We start from the raw sequence: 21,214 nt of genomic DNA on the forward strand, positions 1-21,214 counted from the left end.
TGGTTTCTGTTTAGCCGCGACGCGTAGCGGAGCGCGGAGCCTTCCGAGAAATACATTTATCACGGAGGAGCGGAGGATAAGCCGAGGTTCACGGAGAAAACAATCTGTAGGAGGCGACTCCGTCGCCGATCTGATCGTAGCGGCGAGGTTTACTCGCCCGTTCCCCGTAGCGCCGACGTTTCGTCGCCGATCTGCCTGTAGCGGCGAGTTTTAGTCGCCCTTTCCCCGTAGCGGCGAGTTTTAGTCGCCGATCTGGTCTTTGCTTGCTAATATATGGTCTCTATTTCCGCGTTTTCATTCCAGGTACTATCCCGTAGGGATAAAAGCCCTTAGCCGGTGGTTGAGCGCAGCGATACCACCGGGAACGGCCTAAGTGCATTCCTGCAATGATGATGCATTTCTTGACAAGGATTTTTTCAAGGGATACTATACGTGAAAATCGCTGTGTCGCTGGCCTGGATATTGTGAATATCCCAGCGAAAAGCCTGAGTAAAATGTTAGGTGTCATGCGATTCACCCTCGCCATTCTGCTCGCAGCGGTTGCCGGTGGCGTGTCTTGCGGCAAGAGAGAGACTCGTATGCAGACATTTTCCATCGGCAGCACAGCGATTGATTTGCCCGACTTTTTGGAGACGCGTATCGAGGACGATACGCTCGTTGCTTTCCTGCCGGGCAGCGACTTTGCCAATCTGCGATTCACAGTCATCAGCGTCACGAAGAAGGATGGGCAGGAGGTTGCCGGAGCGGGCGAGAGGTTGATTCGCAAGGAGGCCACAGAGAGACAGGCTGAGTTGCACGAAGGTAATAACCGCGTCTGGTTTTACGTTGCTGAGCCTGCATGCGAGGGTTCGGCGGGCAGCCTAATGCACTATTGGTATGTCGGTCACGGCGGGCATTCTCTGGTGGTTTCGTGTTTTGTGAATTCTGCGAGGAGTACTGACCCACTAGCACAGCGAGTTCTTACTTTAGTCGAGCCGGCGATTCAGTCTTTCAGGAGAGACACGAAATGACACCTTACCAGAGCGCTGCAGCGAACGTCCTCTCCGCTGTCCGTTCGAGCGTCGCGGGATTTTGTGAGCGCACGGTGCGTTCCACCAGTGCTGCCCAGGTCGTCGCTCAGCTTGGTCGTTCTGCGGAAAAGTGAACTCGTGCAACGCGTATGCCCTCACTGCGATGCGGCGCTCTGTGATGTCTGGCGGTATGGTGACATTGAGATGGGGGAATGTTCCCGCTGCGGGGAGGTACCATTGGCCACGGTCTGCGACGCTCCACCATGGTCTGTTGCATACGAGTCAGAATTTGAAGCGATCGCAGTCAATGACGGTACACACGACTACCTCCTCCGGCTTGCCTGGCTAATTCCTGAGTACAACGTAGTTCAATTGAAGAACATGGAGATCACTGCGAATGGCCGACGGATCGTCCCGCTTGGCATCCAAACCAATACGATTGATCTGCCTAGATTCCTTGAACGCGTTGCGAACCTTCGCCTCGTGATCGAACTCAAGCAAGTTAACGACGACGGTGGCTCATGATCCCGCCGGTTCGCCAGAGTACGACGGTGTCTCCGAATTCGAAATCGCCGAACCATCGCATTCACGGGAGCGGGGGTGGCCAGTCTTTTGTGGAATCAATGTCAACTCCCACGCCCCGTGTTGCGGGTCGTTAGTCATCATGAAGACACCTCGCAATTTTTCTGCTCGTTCTCCAGTAGAGCAGCAGATGCTCACTGAAGATTCTTGGTGCGATGTTTGTGAGGCAGCAGACTTGGGTATGCGAGAAGCACGTGAGTATGAGGACGATGGGCAGATTGTTGTCGAAGGATTTTGTCGTAAATGCGGCAGTATCGTTCGCAACCTAATCTCCGAGATTGGGATGGCACAGCCAAAGAGTCAGTATGAAGGTTGACGTAATGCCTAACCAGAGCACTTAGCGAACCGCCGCCCCGCTGGGCAGTCGAACGGTTCAGGTAATTTGTTCGCGACTGTTGCAGTCGACCGGGCCGTACCCAATAATTAACATCTCGGCGGCGGTCGCTGAGCTTGGGTCGTTATCCCGCTGAAAGAAGTAACAGCGAAATGTCCTTTCGTCCTTGGCACGAGATGAAACAACAAGAAATGTCAATCTTGTCCAAGATGCGCGAAGGGCGAGAAGTGACATTAACGGAAATCGAAAACCTCAGGTCGCTCTTCAATGAATGTGCTGAGATGGACGATGCCGCCGAGGCGATTTGTTACCACGGTGCCGCAGCAATACTTGCGGTAGCCGATGGCGACGAAATCAAAGCGATCAGGCACCGCGAAATTGAAATACGAAAAATAAAAGAACTTCATGTCGAGGAGCAGCGAAATCCGACTGACGGATACGCGACTCAGAATTACGGGATTGACGAATTGCAATTCCGAATCGAATTACTAGACAAACTAGCAAACGCGGTATAACCACCCGTTGCACCCAAGCCCGCGATCGGGTGCTTTTGAACAAGAAGCGTTCATTCCGCGGGCTGGGAGAACTGAAGCGTTAGCCCACTCGAACGCGTTCACCATGTCTCTACCGTTCACAATCAGATGCAGCGATGGTTGGTGCGACCTTACAGACGAGGTCGAGGCGGCAGACCCGCCTTGGACGTTGGCCAGACCGAACGGAGTCGGCGCGTTCCAGTTCTCCATTGCTACCTACAAGAGCGGGCGTATTCTAAATCTGACGGCGCAGGATTTATTGTCGCTCCTCCGCGATTTTGCCAGTTCACGCCAGCTAGTCGAGCCGACAGACGTAGTTGTCGAGGATGCAGATCTCCGACTTGCAGCAGGTAGCTTCTGTTACGGTGACGACTTTTTGAGAGTCTGGTATGTTTCCGACGGTCGAAGTTGCGCGAAGGTCACTTACACATCTGTTTGGGATACACAGCATTCTGAGTTAACCGATTGCGAGCAGATGATTCGGACTTTGAGATTTGAGTATGAAGAACGAGTGGCCTAACCAGGGCGCTACAGCTAACCGCCGCCCCGTTGGGCAGTTGGACGGTCCGGGTAATTTGATCGCGACTGTTGCAGCCGACCGGGCCGTATTTCATAATATTTTAAATTGCCAAAGCAACAATTCGGCGGCAGTTGCTGAGCTTGGTCGTTAGGCCGCTTCACACGCCATGAGTAATTCCGACAAGCTTGTGATTTATCCGATGCCGAGTTTGGTCGCGACTTTGCTGAACCGCGAGCGCGCCAAGGGCAGTCCGTTGACCGAAGCAGAGGTCATCGAGATTCGAGACAACTGCCCGTCTGTTGCAGTCCCGATTGACGTAGTGCCGAAGATTGATGCCGAGCGTGGCTACAAGGACATTGACCCGGAGCGATGCTGGGAGGAGTGGCAGGAGACACGGAAGAGTTTGGTATGATGATGACGTGGCCTAACCAGGGCGCTACAGCTAACCGCCGCCCCGTTGGGCAGTAGGACGGTCCGGGTAATTTGTTCGCGACTGTTGCAGCCGACCGGGCCGTAATTCATAATATTTTAAAATTGCCAAAGCAACAGTTCAGCGGCGGCCGCTGTGCTTGGTCGTTAGGTCGACGCGCGCTATCATGCCAAAGCCGAATCCAAACGACATCAGTATCGGTCCTGACAAGTGGATTACCTTTGTTGACATCGCTGGCCGTCCATATGCACAGGCTGTTTCCATTGATCATATGATCTCAGCTATGGAGTCGTTTTGGTCAGCTTTGGAGACTGAGTGTGTTGCCGGGTGTTGTGGTATTGATGCGTTTTCACTCTGGCCAGAGGACATTCAGGCTGTCTGTCGCTCACAGGATGAGCGGTCGATAGCATCAGGGCTTGAGGCCCTGCTTGAGTTTATCGAGAAGAGTAGGGCAGACACTTTTGTCAGTAGTCGCCTGAACAATCTTTTTGATAAGAAGGGTCTCATTGAGTTGATTCAGCACCTTCAGAGTTATGTGGTATCACACAAGTCGGCCTAACCAGAGCGCTGCAGCGAACCGCCGCCCCGCTGGGCAGTAGGACGGTTCAGGTAATTTGTTCGCGACTGTTGCAGCCGATGAGGCCGTATTTCATAATATTTGTAATTGCCAAAGCAACAGTTCGGCGGCGGCCGCTGTGCTTGGGTCGTTAGGTGGCGGCGGGCGTAGCAATTGTAATTGAAGCTATTCGATGGAGGGAGCATGCCCGAAGAGTCAATAGAACCGATCGAAATTGTCGGCGTCGTCCAACCTCCGGGGCCTGGTGGGGGAAAAAACGACAACGAAGAACTCTGGTCGCTAATCGTCATTGTTCATCCTTGGAAACATGAAGGCGGTCTGCTCGACTCGCGCAGGCTGCGACTTGTGCAAAACGGATTCACCGACGACCAACTCCGACAGAGCATGGCATCGATCAAACCTTACAGCGTTATGCGCGCTCGCGTAAGATTGTTTGAGCATAGTCCGAATATGTTCTTGTCAGCGGAGGTAATCGAAGTTCGGAATCGCAATGATCCCGACACGGAACTTCATGCGATCGCGAGCGAGCAGCAAAAGCCGATTGTCCTCAAGCATCCGCTCCTCGGCCAACTCACCTTCGAGCGGGGATACAACTCATTCCAGGCAAAGCTCACGCTGGCAGAGGAACCAATCAGGCTTAGAGTCGACGCGGACGGGGAAGCACCCGATCCGGCCACCCTGTCAATTGCCGAACAGTTTTGGAAGGAGAATGCCGACTGGGATCGTCGACTCCGTGAGTTCGCGGCGGCTCGATTAATCGAGTTAAAAAACGACACGTGGCTCCAAGAGGGTGAAAAGCCGCTGACCGAAGCAGAATTCATCAAAAAGTTGATTCCCAACTCGATAGGCTTCGATCCGCCGGACGGCTTCACGATTTATTACGACGACGGCGACATCTTTTGGGGGCATGCCATTGAAATCCGCGGCACCCTGAGCATAGGGCCGCAGTCCGCCGAGATAACCGGCTAACACTGACACACGGCGGTGCGGCGACGCCACATAACCAACCAATGCAGTGGACCGAGCCGGTGGGTAAGTTTCTTGTAGTTCGTGAGCCGGCATGGTGCCGAATAGGCCACTGAGCGGAATCCATAATTTTGCAGAAGCCATGGCCCAGATTGAGCACCTTAACGATCACCCTGACGACTCTAATCGCGGGCTCTATCTTCTCGATTGCAGCGCCTTCACCGACATTCTTCCGGCCGTTTCCCAACTTCCGGGTAAACACTTTGTCACTCTGATGGTCGCGGATTTCTCTACCGTGACTCAAGAACATATGGTGGCCTTGTCGCAACAATTGATTGCGGCTGGTTCTCGATACTTCTGTGCATGGGGACGCGATTGCCAAATGGCTCACCTTGCTTTTGATCTTGCCTGCTGCGAATACGAAGCCGACAATGAACAAGTGATTATCACGACAGATCACTCAAACGAATCAATTGAAGACGCAATATGGTTTGCTTTGGTCTGCGCGTATCCCGTCGATCCGTACGACAAAGAGTGGCACGCTACGATAGCAATTTGCGTCAACAACCAATCCGCGTCGCACATAGTACGCAAAGCATTCACGGACCCGCTCAAATTCTCCGAAAAGAATGGTTCCGTCGTGGATGAAGAAACATAACAATACCGGGTACCGGATATCCCAGGAACTTGTTCTTGGGCGGCTAAACCGCAAGAAGCACCTCTTATATTTATCATTGCCTTACCCCGGGGAGTCGCTGCTCTGCAACCCGGGACTATGTTCTGTAACCGCTGCGCGGTAGGAGGGGAAGGCAATTAAGAATTAAAAATTAAGAATTAAAAATAGAATATTAAGAGTGGTCATTAGCTATAAAGATGTCGCTCTTTCGGAGCTACGCGTCGCGGTTTGCAATAAATTAAAGACCAAAGACCCAAAATCAGATCGGCGACGAAACGTTGCTGCTACGGGCAGATCGGCGACGAAACGTCGCCGCTACGACCAGATCGGCGACTGAGTCGCCTCCTACAGATTGTATTCTCTGTGAACCTCGGCCTTTCCTCCGCTCCTCCGTGACAAATGTATTTCTCAAAAGGCTCCGCGCTCCGCTGCGCGTCGCGGCTAAACAAAGACCAAAAACCAAAAACCAGCATGGCGAGAAAAACGTCGCCGCTACGGGTAGAACAGCGAGTAAAACTCGCCACTACGACTGTTCGTCGCAAATTCCCCGGCCAAAGCAGACCAGGCACATATCGTCGCTTTGGGGATGTCCGCTGACAAACGCCTTAATATCGTCCAGGATCAGATGCCCCAGGTCGCTGACATCGTTAAAGGACTTGCCCATTTGCCCGCGCAGGCGGTCCGTGCCATACAACTCTTTTTGCGGGTTCATCGCCTCGCTAAAACCATCCGTATACAACGCGACAAATTGCCCCTTTGCCAGCGTGCGCTGGTTGGCCGTGTATTCGTAGCCATCCACCACGCCCAGCGGCAGTCCGGAGTCATCCTCCGCAAAGGCGGTGATAACACCGGTTTCTTCGCGAATCAGGGGGGCCATGTGCCCGGCGTTAACCACGGTGATTTCGTGCGTGCGGGGATCCAGCACCAACAGCACAAAGGTGACAAACCGGTCTTCCCAGCCGTGGCGGCAAAAGTTGGCGTTGATTTTATTTACCGCCAGATTCAACTCGGGCTCGCTGGCCAGGCAGTATCGGACATCACTAGAAAGTTTGGCCATGACCAGGGCCGCGGAAACCCCTTTGCCCGCGACATCGGCCAGGATTACCGCCACACGCCCTCCGGGCAGGGGGATATAGTCATAAAAGTCCCCCCCCACTTGATTGGCTGGCTCGTAAAAGTCAAAAAAGTGATAGTTGGGTATGAGCGGCGGCGAGGAGGGCAAAAGTCCCTGCTGCACCTTATGGGCCAGCGCCAAATCCCGATCCAACTGGTGCTGGCGGAGTAGGTTTTCGTGCATTTGGATGTTATCCAGCACGAACGCCGCCTGCGTCGCCACCCCGGCCAAGACCTCTAAGTCTTCTTCTTGAAAGCGGTTGCGCTGATCCAGACTGTCGATCTGGATCAGGCCCAGGGCCTCGTTGTCGCTATTGACCAAGGGGGCGCACATGAGCGAACGGATGCGAAAATCGGCGATGCTTTGGCTCATTTCAAAGCGTTCATCCGTGGCGGCGTCGGCGGACAGGATGGCCTGTTTGCTTTGGATGACCTCGTTCACGATGGTCCGGCTCAGGCGGATGGATTCGTCCGCATCCCCCCGGCGGTGTTTGACCGAGCGCGGGACAATCTTGCCATCCTTGGTCTTGAGCGCCACCAATCCCCGATCCGCCTGGACAAAAATCTTAAACAGACTTTCCAGCAGCTTGGGGAGCACATCATCCAGCGATAAGGTTTTGCACAGACTTTGGGTGATTTCTATAAGGGCCCGCAGCTTTACTTCGGGATTGACCGCCAGCCGAATTCCCCCCTTGCCGGAGGAAATGTCTAGCTTGGACATGATGGCACCACGAGATTCCGGCGTGGCGGAGCTGTCCTCCTCCATGAGGACGCCAAAGCCAAAATCGCTTAGCGTGCGGCCGTTCGACAGTGTTTGCCGTGTATTGAGCAGGGATTCCAGCTCAAAAGCGAATTCCAGGTCGCAAATCCGAATTCGGTCCCCCGATTGCAGCGGTTGCCGTCCCTGCACCAGCTCATCATTCAAAAACGTGCCGTTGCGACTTTTTAAATCTTCTAGTAAATACCTGCCATCCAAGAGCAAAATATGCGCGTGCTGGCGGCTAACCGCCCCCACGTCGATGACGACTTGGCAGTCGGGATGACGGCCCAATATCATGCGTTCGCCAACCAAGGGGAAATTTTGGCCGGCATGGTCGCCATTGAGGAGCTTGAGGGATGCGGTGGTTGTCGTCGTCGTAAGATCGGCCAGACTCATGCAAATCACAGCGAGTTAAAAGCCAGGAACCGATAGTCAGCCTAGATTGTAGACCCCGCCGCAAACTCTCGTCAATTCGGGGCAATTGCATTTAGCTGATGGCATTTTCAGCGGCATCGCCGCCGCGGCGTCAAAAAAACTCAAATTGGCCTAAAATCAAGCGGATCGGCCCACCAGCCAGCCGCAAAGATTGAAAAAAAAGAGTAAAAATCCAGCCAGGGCAAACACACTTTTCACCTGTTCCCATGCGTTATCGCCGGCAAATTGCCACAGGCTAAATTCGCGCACGGTCCCGCCGTGGGTGGTGAGGGGGGGTAGCCCGGAATGAGAATTAACGGTTAATGGCCTATCCGCTGGAGAAAAGAAATTTCCCTGGTTTTGTCGGGGTTGCCCAGAGGGTGGCTGCGTCGCGGGAACGGCGGAAGCTGATAACACAGGATCTATGGGTAGAAGAGGACTGGCGACCGGCAGGGCAGGGGATTGAGAGGAAGCCTGCGGGGAATTTGGCAACGCAACCGCCAAATCCCGGGTGGGCCGAATGCTCGGATTTGAAAATGAATTAATGGCTGCTTTTGTTCGATCTGGGGTCTGTGATAAAGGCTGCGTCCCGAGCTGGCTTTGTGGTGCCTGGTTTTGGAGTGTCTGATTTAGCGTTGTCTGATTTTGGCGCGAAACATTCGCAAGTTGCTCCAGTTTGGGCCGGGGGGTCCCCGGCACAGCGAGCTTTTCCAGGGGGGGCAAGGAATCGAGAAACTCGACCACGCGTCCTCCGTACGCGCCGCTGGTGTAACCGTCTCCCTGGCCAAATAATACCCCCGCGACTTCGCCCCGGGCATTCAGGATAGGCCCGCCGGAATCTCCCTGGCGGGCAGCGGCCCCTAGTTCGACGATTTCCAGGGGCCAATTTGCCGCGGGGGCCAAATACTGGCTGCAGCGGCCTGTTTGCAGCAGGTAATCCCCCGAACCGTATCCGGCAATCCACAGTGTTTCGCCTAGCTTGGGGGCAACGGTGGTCAGAGGCAAAGGCTCCACACCCGGCGGGGGAATAACAATTGCGGCCAGATCCCAATCGCGATCGGTTTTTACCACGCGGCCTTGATATTGGGTCCCGTCGGGAAACACCACCACCGCGCCATGGGTGGCGTCGCGCACGACATGCCAGTTGGTGATGACCAATCCATAGGTGGCGGTTTTGGCGATTAAGGTGCCCGAACCAAGGGCCAGGGATTTTTTTTCCGGAGCGATGATCCGCGCAATCGCCGGATGGGGCGTTTTGGAGACGGCGCGACCTTGCGCGACGGGAATGGATCGCTGCGAGCCGGGAGCTCCCCACAACGTCTGCCACCAGGACTGCTGGGAGGCCAGTTGGGGCGTGTCCGCGGGATAGTTGAGTTGGGCCAGAATGTGACCGGGATAGAACCAACCAGCGCAGCAGAAGGCACAGCACAGCCGGACTAACCAGCCAGCGCGAAAAGGGAAAAAACCGCCATGCCGTGCAAATGGGGATGCCACAACAATTGAGCCAAGGAGGAACTGAGCATCCTTGCTCGATTAAGTCTGGCGCCTATAAACGCGCGTCTGCCGCGCGATGCGGGCAAAATGGCTTAACGCGATTTAGCGTGTGCCATTTGTTCGCGGCCTGTCGCAACAAGTTAACCGCTATAGCTAATTACTAACTGCGAGAGCGACTGCTGACCGACTGGCGGCGGACCAAGCGGGGGAGGCGCGAGTCGCGGCACCGCCCGTTGGGCCCGCGCCGATTCTCGATGCAAGATGAGATTTAACAGGCGACGGCGCAATTCCGCTTTTTCCCCAGCTTCGGCGGAGGTTTCCGCGGGCAAATCCTGCCGGAGCGATTTGGCAGGTTCCATAGAATTCATAACCGATCCTTTATTCACACGGTGGAGTTCTGGTCACCCCGTCCGTGGGCGATCTTTGCCTGTGCAACCGCCGCAAAACGGGGGTGCCAACATCCTTTTGGCAAAGCTGCTATCACACTATCAAGGGGATCGACCAGAAAACCGGCGAAAATTCACAGAGTTGGGCGGAGCCGGGAGATTTTCGCTAGTCGGCAAAGTTTGCCAAAGAGGATGGGAAGAATGGAGTTTGGAGGTTGGGACTAGCCGCCAAATAGGAAAGTTAGCCCCAACTCAAATACCCGCTTAAGACATGGTGGGACTAGGCGGGGTAATCCTTGCAAGCATTAATACCGTCTGGGCCGCTGGTCGCCACCCCACCATTTCACGGGAGTGAGATGAAGACATTTTTCCGCTACTTTGCCAAGTCATATACCATCAGATGGTTTTGCTCGCGTAAGTAAAGCTTTTTGTCCACGACCACGGGATGGGCCCAGCTTTCGCGTTCTTTAACCACCGGCATGAATTTACCCTTGAGGATATACTTGGCGGGGTTGGCCTCGATCAGGGCCACGGTGCCATCCTCGTAGCGAAAAATCAAATGCCCCGCGACAGCGGTTGTGGCGGCTGAACCACCCCCCGGACCGCGAAATTTATCCCCCCAGGTCTTTTCTCCGGTGAGGGCGTCAATACAGGTGGGAAATCCGTTGCCGTGTCCATTTCCTAGATAGATATGCTTGCCGATCAGAATCATTCCGCCGTGGTGGTTTTGCAGATTGTCCCCGGATTTAAAGTATACCTCATTGGCCTGAAAATTTCCGTTGTCATTCGTGATCTTGATTAAGCAAGAGCCTGTGCCGTACCCGCTCGAGCCAAATATATAATCCCCCGCGACAATTGGCGTCGGGATATTCGCGGTGCCGTTGGCGACTCTGTTATAGGTCCATAATAGCTTGCCGTCTTGCGCGGCGACGCCGATCAAACCCCTTCCGACCAGCGTGACGTATTGCTTAACCCCTCCCGCCTTGCTAATCATGATCGAGGAATATCCCGCTCCCGCGCTCCCATTTCCGCCGGGATCGGGCATGGCGGTTGTCCAGACCGTCTCGCCGGTCTTCTTGTTAAGGCAAACGATCATCGCATTGTCGCCCCCCGGGGTGCACAGCACGTGATCACCATCAACCAATGGCGATTCCGAAAATCCCCAGCCGGAATGCATTCTCCCTTGCCATTCTTTGTCAAAATTTTTGGACCAGACGACGCTGCCATTATCCGTCTGCAGGCAACTGATCGCTCCATCGGATGAAACCACGTACAGCCGGTCCCCGTCGATCGCGGGGGTGCAGCGCGACCCTTTGTATCCATGATCCGGTTCGCCATTGGTGACGGGCGTGGACCATACAACTTCACGCTTGTCCAAATCGACGGCCATTACGCATTGCGCGTTATCCCGGTTACCGACGGTGTACAATCGATTCCCCACAATGCTGACACTGGAGTATCCGTCTCCTAGCCCTTCCATTTGCCACAATAGTTGGGGCGGCTTGGCTTCCCAGTCGGTATTGATGCCGGTGCTGGCGCTTATGTTGTCTCGCTTGGGTCCGCGCCATTGGGGCCAATCCTCGCCCCGGCAGACTTCACACAAAAGGCTTCCCGCCAGGCAAAACAATACCAAAAGCGACACACGTTTCATAACTTGGGTCCCTAGAATTAATCGAAGAATGTTAAATGGGATTTTGCCGCGCGGCGCATGGCACCGGGGCAAGCAATACGTTGGCGGGCAGGGCAGGCGTGGAGCTGATTTTTTGGGCGCTTCCCCGGCCTACCAAGTATACAGACGGCGGGATCAATACCAGTAACCTACCGAATCACCGCCATCTGTGCCACAAAAATTATTTTTCTAGAAAAAAATTGCGGCAGATAAGCTTATCCCTGGCGATTTGGCGTGATCCTCCGCGGTTGGTAAAACGTGCGCACATCAATCCAGTGCATGCCCGCCCGCCGCGCCGCTTCCAAGCCTGGGTCGGTGTCTTCATATACCAGGCAGTGCTCCGCCGCCACGCCCAACCGGCGGGCGGCCTCGAGAAATATATCCGGATTAGGTTTGTGGCGTTCGACATCATCGGCGGTCACCACGGCGTCAAACAGATGCAGCGCCTGGATATGCGAAAGAATTTTTTCGCAGACGCGGCGAATGCCCCCCGTGGCCACCGCCAACGGTAGCTTGCCGGCGTAAGATTGGGCGACGCGCAGGACCGGTTCGATGGCGCTCACCTGATGTAAGATATCCTCAAATTCCTGCTCTTTTTCGATGACCATGGCCGAAACATTTAGCTGCCGACCCTGCTCAGAGGCCAACAGTTCAATTATTTTGTGCGTTGGCCAGCCACCCAGGGCATAAAACCGATCTTCGTCCAGTTCCAGGCCATGGCGATCCAGCGTGGAGGTCCAGGCCAAAAAATGCGGCGGCATCGTATCCGCTAAAGTGCCATCACAATCAAAAATAATCCCCTGAATGCCCCGTTCAGCAAGTTCTTGTTCCGTCATAAGTTGTGCGTTAAAAAGGAACCGTGTTGTAAAATATTGCTACCGCCCAATTATCCCTGGATCTAGGTCATGGCTCAAGGGTAAATTCCCCTGTCCCGGGGGGGGGCGTTTTATTTGTATTTTAGAATCAAGATTCTCCTGGTATTATAACCGCTTATGCATATTCCCGCCGAACTGATCGATTATGCGCATACCCTGGCTTGGCCCATCCAATGGGGCGATCAGGACCTGTATGGGCATGTCAATAACACGATTTACCTGCGTTGGTTTGAAAGCGGAAGGATTGGCTATTTAGAAAAGATTGGCTTTGACAAGCTGCTAGAACGGGAAAAAATTGGGCCGATATTAGCCGCGGTGCAATGCAATTTTAAACGGCAGTTGCGCTACCCGGATCAGGTATTAATTGGCTCGCGGGTCGCCCGGATTGGACGTACCAGTTTTACGATGGAGCACGTGATTTATAGCACCGCGTTGGGGTCCATCGCGGCTACGGGGGATTCGACCATTGTTGCATTTGATTACCAGCGGCAAATTCCCACGCCAGTTCCGGCGGAAATGCGGCGGGCGATGGAAGAGCTAGCGGGAAAAGCGCTATAATTTACCAAATTTGATGGAATCGATTTGTTCCGCCCCGCGATTTACCGTAGTATAAAGGTTGTCATTTATGGAAATCGAAATGTAGCGGAACTTACCAAAGTTCATTGGCTTGGTAGCGGAACTTACCAAAAGTTCTGATTTCACAGTAAAAAAAATTGCTGGTGAAAGAATTTTGTCGGCAAGGGAACTATCTTAGCGGCACTGCACACCCTGTTTTCGGGGAATTTGGCGATGAGTTCGGCGCTTCATGATTCTAGCCTGCAGTTTTTACCACCCAGCAATCGCCCGCCGCATCCCGCCACTGGCACAGGTGGCCCGCCTTCGACGTCGCTGTCCCCAAATAAGTCCAAGCTAAAGTCGGGGGAATTTTGGTTGGATGGGGAAGTGGTGGGCTGTGCTTGCCCCGAGTGCCGGGGACCGATGTCGATTCGCCTGTGGCTGATGTTGGCGGATTGCGCCATGTGCGGCGCCAGCTTGGAACTGACCCTTGAGCAAGAGCGTGAGATCCATCGCCTACTCGAACAATCCCAGCCACAGCTCGCTCCTCCGGTTTCCCCTCCTGCGACTCCTCCCGCGGCCAGGACCACCGCTCCCCAGCCAACCAAACCTCGTCCACCAAGTCCGCAGACACGTGCGGTTCCCTCGACTCAACCCGCAACGGCGCGCTCCGCGGCCAAAGTTTCGTCGGCAAAAATCCCGGCGCCGGCTCCCGCGGCACCAATTGCCAAAACCGTCCCTCCGCCACCCCGTTCCCCCGCGGTACCTCCTCCTCTAACGGTCGTAGCGCCATTAGTTTCTCCGCCGGTGGTTGCCGCTCCCCCTGTACAGCGTCAGCAAGCGCCTGCATCGCAGCAACAGCGACAGGGTACACGTCTCAGTACCGCCGCGCATCCGCGTCACTGGGATGAGGGGGATGAGCCGGGCCATTGGAACTGGGACAACTTAATCGCATTTTTGGCCAGCACGATTTTTCATATCATCCTAGTAATGCTGTTGGCGCTGTGGAACTGGACCGCTTCGGACGAAGAGCGTTCCCCGCGGACGCTCTTGGCGGCAACCTGGGGAACCGCTGAAAAGGAAGGGGATAAGCCTCAGCCGGAGCCAGAGGAAAATCGTCCCATTAATATCGATCCCGGCCCGGAGGAAACCCCCTTGCCGCCGGAGCCTCCTCCGCCAGAGGAACCCCCCAAACCCCCAGTGGAAAACATCCAACCCGCTCCCGAGCCCACCCCGGAGTTGCCGGAATTAAAAGTCGCCCAGGATGAGCAACTGCAGGATCAGCCCCCCACGCTGGACCAGCTCAAGACCGAGCTAGCAACGGTGGACGCCCCGCGCATGCACCAGGGGCGTGATCCCCGGGTGCGCTCCCAATTGGTCGAGCACGAGGGGGGAACAATCTTTACGGAGGCGGCCGTGGCCCAGGGATTGCGCTGGATTAGCCAGCACCAGGGAGAGGATGGGCACTGGAGTTTGGGGCATTTTTCCCAACACGGAGAATGCCGCGGGCGCTGTGATGGCCTGGGGCATGCGCATAGTAACACCGCCGCCACGGGGTTGGCGTTGTTGCCGTTTTTGGGGGCGGGACAGACGCACCGGACGGGAATTTATAAGGAACATGTCAAACGCGGCCTAGAGTGGTTGGTTGCCGCCCAAGAGTCCAATGGTGACCTGCGCGGCGAGGGTCTGCATAATATGTACGCCCACGGGATCGCGGCGTTGGCCCTGTGCGAGGCGTACTCCCTTACCAAGGAAGATTGGCTCAAGGTCCCCGCCCAAAAAGCGATCGACTTTATCGTCAGCGCGCAGGATAAACGGAGTAATAAAACCGCCGGCGGCTGGCGTTATGAACCCGGTCAGCCAGGAGACCTAAGCGTGGTCGGCTGGCAACTGATGGCGTTGCACAGCGCGCGGCACGCGGGTTTGCATGTCGAACCACAAACGCTCAAGCGAGCGGAAAAATTCATGAAATCGGTGGGGACCGGGGAATACGGGGGATTATTTTCATACATGCCTAAACAAGCCCCCACTTCCACGATGATCGCCGAAGGGCTCTTATGCATGCAGTATTTGGGATGGCCCAGCGATCATAAAGGCATGCAGGAAGGAATCGACCACATGCTGCACAATTTACCCAGCCCCGACCAACCTAATATTTATTATTGGTACTATGCCACGCAAGTAATGCATCATCTGGGGGGAGAACCCTGGGAAACCTGGAATGACGCCAACATGAAAACCTTGCTGATCCTGCAGGAAACCACCGGCCACGAAAGCGGTAGTTGGGCTCCCGCTGGCGGCAGCAAAGGGGGACATGACGTCCAACAAGGAGGGCGCTTGTATATGACCGCCCTGGCGGTGTGCACCCTGGAAGTTTATTACCGGCACTTGCCTCTTTACCGCACCATCAAGATTAAATAACGGCCAAAAGTAAATAGTGGCAAAAGGCCGACGCGGTAGTGAATTTTTAGGTTTGTTTTTTTCTCCATTGCCATGCTCCATTACACAAGCTTTATCGGTTGCCTGGTATTCTGGCTGTCGCTGGCTGGAATGGGACCGTTGTTGTCTGCCGCCGAGCGTGTTTATTTTCACGACTTTCAAAAAGCACCTGGTCCCGAGTGGCAAAATGCCCCCTTGTCCGATCGGGCGCGACAGCAAAAAGTCCTGGGAGATTATGCGAACGACACGATTGAATTTGCTCAGGCAAAGCTTCCCCCGCATCAGTATTTGCGAATTAAATTTGATTTGCACATCATAGGTTTATGGCAAGGGGCCGAGACCGGCCAAGCTCCCGGAGCGGCGGGAGTCTTGCCGGCGATCTGGTCCTGCCGGTTGGGGGAGGGTCCCTATTTAATTCAGGCCTCGTTTGCCAGCGCCGAGGACTCGCTGCAGTCGTATCCCGATTTGGATTTGCGGTTGGTGTCCCCCCTCAAATTTGGCCCCACCTCTAGGTCTCTTTTTTCTAATCGCCGCGACCGCTGGAATAACCCCTTTATTTCCGATGGCATTATCCTCCATAAAATCCAGTTGCTCATTCCCCATACCGCCGAGAACCTCAATCTCAAATTCAACGGCCAAAATTTGACCGGTATTTTGGAAACAGCCTGGGCGTTGGATAACTTTAACGTCGATGCTCTCTCCTTAGAGGAAGTTCCGCCGTTAACCCCCGCCCAATTACGCGATTGCTGGCAAGTTCTGGGGGAAGCTCCCCCCGAAAAAGCCGCAACCGCTGCCTGGCAACTGGTGGCCCAGCCTGATCAGGCGGTATCCCTGGCACGCGAGAAAATCCCAGAATTTATCACCGTTGACCCCCAAACCGCCCGTCAGCGGGAAATGGCTAAACAGTTGATCACTCAGTTGGACTCGGACTCTTTTGCCGATCGCCAAGAAGCCTGGCATCGCCTGCAAGAATTAGGCCCGGCGCTCTCCAGCGTGGTTCAGCAGGCTTGGCAGCGGGCTGAATCCGCCGAAGCCAAGGAAAAACTGCGGTTATTGCTGCAGACCTGGGCCAGCCAGTCCGGGCCGCAATTTTCGCGGCAAGATTATCTGCGCTTGCGACTCGCGCGGATTTTGGAATTGATCAATTCTTCGGAAAGCCTCGAGTTGGCGGGAAAACTGCGGGAATAAGGCTAGCTTCCCGGAGAGCCGCTTTTTCTTTTTTTGCTGGTTTCGGGTAATCGCCGCATCCCGCAACCGACGATTCCGGGTCTAATTCATCTCCCCTTAGGCCACTATGCGCCGACCCGCCAAAAAGGCTAAAATGCCGCCATTGTGCCGCATTGTGAATGCCGTCGCGCGCCGCGCGGCCCGCGGTAACTGACTTTTGACTGGCCCAACCGACTGGCGGATAAGGATCATTTGCTTTGTTACGAACACATACTTGCGGGGAATTGCAAAAAGCTCAAGTCGCCCAAACCGCCACTCTTTGCGGCTGGGTGGATAGCTACCGCGCGCACAGTAGCAATCTGCTGTTTATCGATTTGCGCGACCGGTATGGTGTGACGCAGGTGGTGGTGGATCCCGACAGCGGCGGCCCGCTGATGGAACTGGCCAAAACCATCCGCGTCGAGGACGTTATTCGCGTCACGGGGGTGGTGGCTTCGCGGCTAGAGGGAAAAATCAATCCCAAACTGGCCACCGGCGAAATTGAGCTGCGCTGCCGCGAACTAGAAATATTAAATAAATGCGCGAATTTGCCCTTTCAGCCGGGAGGAACGGAAGTTCCCGGTGAGGACTTGCGGCTGAAATATCGTTATTTGGACTTGCGCCGGCCGGAAATGCAACGGACGTTGCTCCTGCGGCATCGCATCGTCAAAACAATGCGGGACTATTTTGACGAGCAAAATTTTATCGAGGTCGAAACCCCCGTCCTGGGACGAAGCACGCCGGAGGGGGCGCGGGATTATTTAGTCCCCAGCCGGGTTAATCCCGGGCATTTTTATGCCTTGCCGCAATCGCCCCAGTTATATAAGCAAATTCTGATGATGGCCGGTTATGACCGGTATGTGCAGGTCGCCCGGTGTTTTCGGGATGAGGACCTGCGGGCCGACCGCCAGCCGGAATTTACCCAATTGGACGTGGAGATGTCCTTTATCACGCAGGAGGATGTGATCGGGGTGATCGATGGCCTGGTGCAACGCATCGCCCGCGATGTGTTAAATTTAGAGGTTTCGCTGCCGCTGCCGCGCATGACCTATGACGAGGCGATGGAGCGTTTTGGCCATGATGCGCCCGACCTGCGCTACGGACTGGAGTTGGTGGATCTAACGGATTTGGCCAAAAACTGCGACTTTCGGGTGTTTCAGGCCGCCGCGCAAGGGGGGAACCGCGTCCGGGGGATCAACGCCGCCGGAGCCGCTGACAAATACTCCCGCAAGGATATTGATGAATTGACGGATTGGGTCTGTAAAAATTCCGGTGCCAAGGGGTTGGCCTGGTTCAAGGTGGAAGCCGACGGCAAGCTTGCGTCCCCTATTGCCAAAAATTTTCAGCCCGAACAACTGGCCGCTATCGCCACGCGCATGCAGGCCCGTCCCGGCGACTTTTTGCTCTTTTTGGCGGATACCTTTGAAATTACCTGCAAGGGACTGCATCAACTCCGCAAAAAATTTGGCGTCGACCTGCGACTGTATGATCCCGCCACGATGAATTTTAGCTGGGTGGTGGAATTTCCCATGTTTGCCTGGGACGAAGAGGAAAAAACCTGGGCGGCCATGCACCACCCCTTTACCGCGCCCCGTCCGCAAGATTTGGATTTATTACGGACCGACCCCGGTCGCTGCCGAGCGGTGGCCTACGACCTGGTTATTAACGGCAGTGAAGCCGGCGGGGGAACCATCCGTATTCATGACCAAACGGTCCAGCAGCAAGTTTTTGAACTGTTGGGCATCGATGCGGAGAAACAGCGGGATCGATTTGGGTTCTTGCTGGATGCGTTGCAGTTTGGCGCGCCCCCGCATGGGGGGATCGCCTTGGGGATTGATCGCTGGATTATGCTATTTGGCGGCTTAGATAATATTCGGGACTGCATCGCCTTTCCCAAAACGCAGAAGGCCACGGATCTCATGACCGAAGCGCCGGGCACGGTTGACCCCCGTCAACTACGCGATCTGGGAATAGAACTAAAAAAACGCCCTGATTAACACCCAGGCCAGACGTAACTCCAGCCTGGAAAAAGGATTTTTGCACATGGCGACTGACTGCTTTGCTGGCAAAGTGTCGTGGTTGTGGATTTTTGCCCTGGGCGTGTGCGTAGGGGGGTGCCAACAACAACCCCCCCCGGTACCCGCGTTGCATGCAGCGACGGCAAGTCCCGGCGCCCCTAATTCCCAGACGACAAATACATCCCCGGCAACTAAAATTCCCCCGGCCAGCGGGACCCTGGCCAGTCCGGATCAGGCAAACGGCCCCGCCCCCGCGACATCGCCATCGGGCCTGGCAAATCCCGAACAGGGAAGCTTGGCCGGTGATGCAAGTTCCGCCGGCCCGACACAAGGCAGTCAAAATTCAACCGCGTCTGGTGCCTCACCGGCCGCCGCTATACCCAACAATCAACAGAATTTGGCGGCGGCGCCCACGGCCCCGGACGTTGGTGCGCAAGTGCCGCCCCCGGGGAAGGCTTCGCCCTCTTCCGGCACCAGTGTGGCATTAGCGGGCATTCCACCCGTGAGGATGAGTGCCGCCCATGAACAAGGTGTCAAAGTCAAGGTAGGGGATTTATTTCCGCAGGTGGCCTTGCCGGATGGGGAGGGCCAGCCCCACACCGTGGCCGATTATCAAGGGAAGCCGACGGTAGTGATCATGTGGCGGGGAAACAACCCATTTGCGATAGAGGCCCTGAAGGACGCGGAGCCGTTAATATTGCGACAGTATGGCAAGGTGGGATTAAAAGTGGTGGCGATCAACTCGTTTGAAAAAGCGGCCGATCAGGAGTCGCTATTGGGTGAATGGAAACCCGGTTTTGCCATGCTTTGGGATACGGAGCAAAAACTACTCACTGCGGTGGGGGGAGCGGAATTTCCCCGTATTTACTTGCTTGATTCCACGGGACGGGTGCTTTGGCTGGATATTGAGTATTCACGCTCGACACGCCGTCAACTGCAAGAAGCCCTGCGGGCGGTCGTTAAAGAAATTTAACGCGTCAAGCGCGCGTGAGCGACATCATGGAAGCGGATTTTTCCCGCCGCTAGATACCCTTGATCCGCTAGATAAAGGATCAAAAAAAAACACCCAGCGTATGACGCCGGGTGTTTTGTGTTTCAGGTGCCGAATTTGAAACGATCATTGATAACTGCGACATATCGCACAATAGTCTAAATCCCAAGTCAGGCCGCTTCGGACGAAACAGCCATGACCGGATTCAATACCCGTGCTCTATGCGAGTAGCAGGGGAAAAAACGGAGCGGCTAAGTTACAGTCGTGATTAATCGCGATCGTAACCACCACCACCGCCGCCGTAGCCGCCGCGTCCACCGCCACGACCACCGCCGCCACCGCGTCCGCCGCCACCACCACCACCACCACCGTAGCCGCCACGTCCACCGCCACCACTTTCCTTGGGACGGGCTTCGTTAACGGTCAACGGACGGCCATTATTGCTTTGATTATGCAACCCATCAATAGCGGCTTGCGCTTCTTGATCGGTGCTCATCTCCACAAAGCCGAATCCCTTGCTGCGACCTGTGTCGCGGTCCTGCATCACCATCGCATTGGTCACTTGGCCATAAGCCGAAAAGATCGTTTCCAATTCCTGCGAGGTGACACTATACGCCAAGTTTCCAACATACAAACGCTTGCCCACCACCAGCTCCTTTACAACAAACACTGACTGTGCCAGCACGAAGGCCAACACCGAAAAAACCCAACTCCACCAGCAGAGTCGGTACGCCGAAACATGAACACCCTACACCGGGCCAGCATTCCTGTCAAAACACTGCATCACGCTCGCCGATAAGTTCCTACAAATATACCCCTTGGTGCCGCACTTGTACACAAAATTCCAGAAAAACTCTCAAAATGCACAATTCGCTCAAATTCCCATCCCCCCAATTCAATTATGAGCAAACTTGAATATTCACTTACGAGCCAACGGAAGTACTACCATTTTTCCCAATGTGCCCATTTTGAAATCCCCGGCCGGATTCATGCTTATCCGTGGCCGCTGATGGATGCTCCGCAGTGTGGGGAGAGCCATTTTCGCCAGGAAAAAGGCTGGACCGCGGGACGCTTGCGTCCCCGGGGTTGGGGGAGGATTTGCCGTTCAAATGCGGGCTGACTTCCACGCCATTTCCCAAAATACGCCCCAAATGCGCCTTGCCAATCCGGCAATGCACGGTCATCCGCTCATCCGTATAGCGTTGGGATAAAACTTCGCCATGCGCATTCAAATACGCGAGTAACTTGCCATTATCCACCCCCGCCGAAATGTCCACATCGGCAAAATCGCGGGAAAGGGCGTCGCTGACCGCGGCGGCCAGCTTTCCTAGACCCAGGCCCGATTTAGCGCTAATGGGGATGGCGTTTGGATAACGAGCCTGTAGCCGATCCAATGAATCACGGCTATGGGGGTGATCCACCTTGTTCAGTACCAACAACGTGTCTTTTTCCTCAATCCCCAGTTCTTCCAACACTTTGTACACACTGGAAATTTGCTCAAATACGGCCACATTACTGGCATCCGCCACATGCAACAGTAAATCCGCCTGCCGGGCTTCTTCCAACGTGGCCTTAAAACTGGCGATCAAGCTATGCGGCAAATCCCGAATAAAACCGACGGTATCGCTTAGCAACACGGGACCCCAGCCCGGCAGTTGCCAACGCC

The 21,214-nt window shown here is 55.1% G+C and carries 19 protein-coding genes; 12 read left to right on the forward strand and 7 right to left on the reverse strand.

Annotated elements, in window-relative coordinates:
• Nucleotides 1–386 precede the first annotated feature (386 nt).
• From SFX18_10520 to SFX18_10550, 7 genes are all read left to right on the forward strand, one after another.
• Nucleotides 387–1,010: a hypothetical protein gene (locus SFX18_10520; GenBank protein ID MDX1963578.1), complete on the forward strand. Its 624-nt coding sequence runs from the start codon at nucleotides 387–389 to the stop codon at nucleotides 1,008–1,010.
• A 664-nt stretch (nucleotides 1,011–1,674) separates the two neighbouring features.
• On the forward strand, nucleotides 1,675–1,908 hold the full coding sequence (locus SFX18_10525) for a hypothetical protein (GenBank protein MDX1963579.1): 234 nt from the start codon (nucleotides 1,675–1,677) through the stop codon (nucleotides 1,906–1,908).
• Between the two features lie 194 nt (nucleotides 1,909–2,102).
• On the forward strand, nucleotides 2,103–2,441 hold the full coding sequence (locus tag SFX18_10530) for a hypothetical protein (protein ID MDX1963580.1): 339 nt from the start codon (nucleotides 2,103–2,105) through the stop codon (nucleotides 2,439–2,441).
• A gap of 704 nt (nucleotides 2,442–3,145) precedes the next feature.
• The gene (locus SFX18_10535; protein ID MDX1963581.1) at nucleotides 3,146–3,391 is read left to right on the forward strand and encodes a hypothetical protein; all 246 of its coding nucleotides are present in this window, start codon (nucleotides 3,146–3,148) and stop codon (nucleotides 3,389–3,391) included.
• Between the two features lie 184 nt (nucleotides 3,392–3,575).
• Nucleotides 3,576–3,968 (forward strand): DUF6331 family protein, encoded by a 393-nt coding sequence (locus tag SFX18_10540; protein MDX1963582.1) that lies wholly within the window; start codon nucleotides 3,576–3,578, stop codon nucleotides 3,966–3,968.
• 201 nt (nucleotides 3,969–4,169) lie between these two features.
• On the forward strand, nucleotides 4,170–4,955 hold the full coding sequence (locus SFX18_10545; protein ID MDX1963583.1) for a DUF2262 domain-containing protein: 786 nt from the start codon (nucleotides 4,170–4,172) through the stop codon (nucleotides 4,953–4,955).
• Nucleotides 4,956–5,094: 139 nt separating this feature from the next.
• Nucleotides 5,095–5,610, forward strand: a complete 516-nt coding sequence (locus SFX18_10550) for a hypothetical protein (protein ID MDX1963584.1) — start codon at nucleotides 5,095–5,097, stop codon at nucleotides 5,608–5,610.
• 541 nt (nucleotides 5,611–6,151) lie between these two features.
• Here SFX18_10550 and SFX18_10555 read toward each other — a convergent pair.
• The 5 genes from SFX18_10555 to SFX18_10575 form a co-directional block, all read right to left on the reverse strand.
• Nucleotides 6,152–7,897 (reverse strand): SpoIIE family protein phosphatase, encoded by a 1,746-nt coding sequence (locus SFX18_10555; protein MDX1963585.1) that lies wholly within the window; start codon nucleotides 7,895–7,897, stop codon nucleotides 6,152–6,154.
• A 156-nt stretch (nucleotides 7,898–8,053) separates the two neighbouring features.
• Nucleotides 8,054–9,409: a serine protease gene (locus SFX18_10560; GenBank protein ID MDX1963586.1), complete on the reverse strand. Its 1,356-nt coding sequence runs from the start codon at nucleotides 9,407–9,409 to the stop codon at nucleotides 8,054–8,056.
• A 140-nt stretch (nucleotides 9,410–9,549) separates the two neighbouring features.
• On the reverse strand, nucleotides 9,550–9,777 hold the full coding sequence (locus SFX18_10565; GenBank protein MDX1963587.1) for a hypothetical protein: 228 nt from the start codon (nucleotides 9,775–9,777) through the stop codon (nucleotides 9,550–9,552).
• Between the two features lie 391 nt (nucleotides 9,778–10,168).
• Complete coding sequence (locus tag SFX18_10570; GenBank protein MDX1963588.1) at nucleotides 10,169–11,446, reverse strand: PQQ-binding-like beta-propeller repeat protein; 1,278 nt, start codon at nucleotides 11,444–11,446, stop codon at nucleotides 10,169–10,171.
• 233 nt (nucleotides 11,447–11,679) lie between these two features.
• Entirely contained in the window at nucleotides 11,680–12,300 is a 621-nt protein-coding gene (locus SFX18_10575) for an HAD-IA family hydrolase (protein MDX1963589.1), read from the reverse strand.
• A gap of 156 nt (nucleotides 12,301–12,456) precedes the next feature.
• Between SFX18_10575 and SFX18_10580 the strand changes: the two genes are divergently transcribed.
• From SFX18_10580 to SFX18_10600, 5 genes are all read left to right on the forward strand, one after another.
• Nucleotides 12,457–12,897, forward strand: a complete 441-nt coding sequence (locus SFX18_10580; protein ID MDX1963590.1) for an acyl-CoA thioesterase — start codon at nucleotides 12,457–12,459, stop codon at nucleotides 12,895–12,897.
• Between the two features lie 231 nt (nucleotides 12,898–13,128).
• Nucleotides 13,129–15,315, forward strand: coding sequence for a prenyltransferase/squalene oxidase repeat-containing protein (locus SFX18_10585; protein ID MDX1963591.1), 2,187 nt, complete (start codon nucleotides 13,129–13,131; stop codon nucleotides 15,313–15,315).
• A gap of 72 nt (nucleotides 15,316–15,387) precedes the next feature.
• Nucleotides 15,388–16,521 (forward strand): hypothetical protein, encoded by a 1,134-nt coding sequence (locus SFX18_10590; GenBank protein ID MDX1963592.1) that lies wholly within the window; start codon nucleotides 15,388–15,390, stop codon nucleotides 16,519–16,521.
• A 236-nt stretch (nucleotides 16,522–16,757) separates the two neighbouring features.
• Entirely contained in the window at nucleotides 16,758–18,536 is a 1,779-nt protein-coding gene (gene aspS / locus SFX18_10595; GenBank protein ID MDX1963593.1) for an aspartate--tRNA ligase, read from the forward strand.
• Between the two features lie 46 nt (nucleotides 18,537–18,582).
• On the forward strand, nucleotides 18,583–19,530 hold the full coding sequence (locus tag SFX18_10600; GenBank protein ID MDX1963594.1) for a redoxin family protein: 948 nt from the start codon (nucleotides 18,583–18,585) through the stop codon (nucleotides 19,528–19,530).
• A 286-nt stretch (nucleotides 19,531–19,816) separates the two neighbouring features.
• On the opposite strand, the gene SFX18_10605 is transcribed toward SFX18_10600, so the two are convergent.
• Nucleotides 19,817–20,233: an RNA-binding protein gene (locus SFX18_10605; GenBank protein ID MDX1963595.1), complete on the reverse strand. Its 417-nt coding sequence runs from the start codon at nucleotides 20,231–20,233 to the stop codon at nucleotides 19,817–19,819.
• 238 nt (nucleotides 20,234–20,471) lie between these two features.
• The coding region (locus SFX18_10610) for a hypothetical protein (GenBank protein MDX1963596.1) at nucleotides 20,472–21,214 on the reverse strand (743 nt) is incomplete at its 5' end.

Source organism: Pirellulales bacterium (assembly GCA_033762255.1).
Taxonomy (GTDB): Bacteria; Planctomycetota; Planctomycetia; order Pirellulales; family JALHPA01; genus JANRLT01.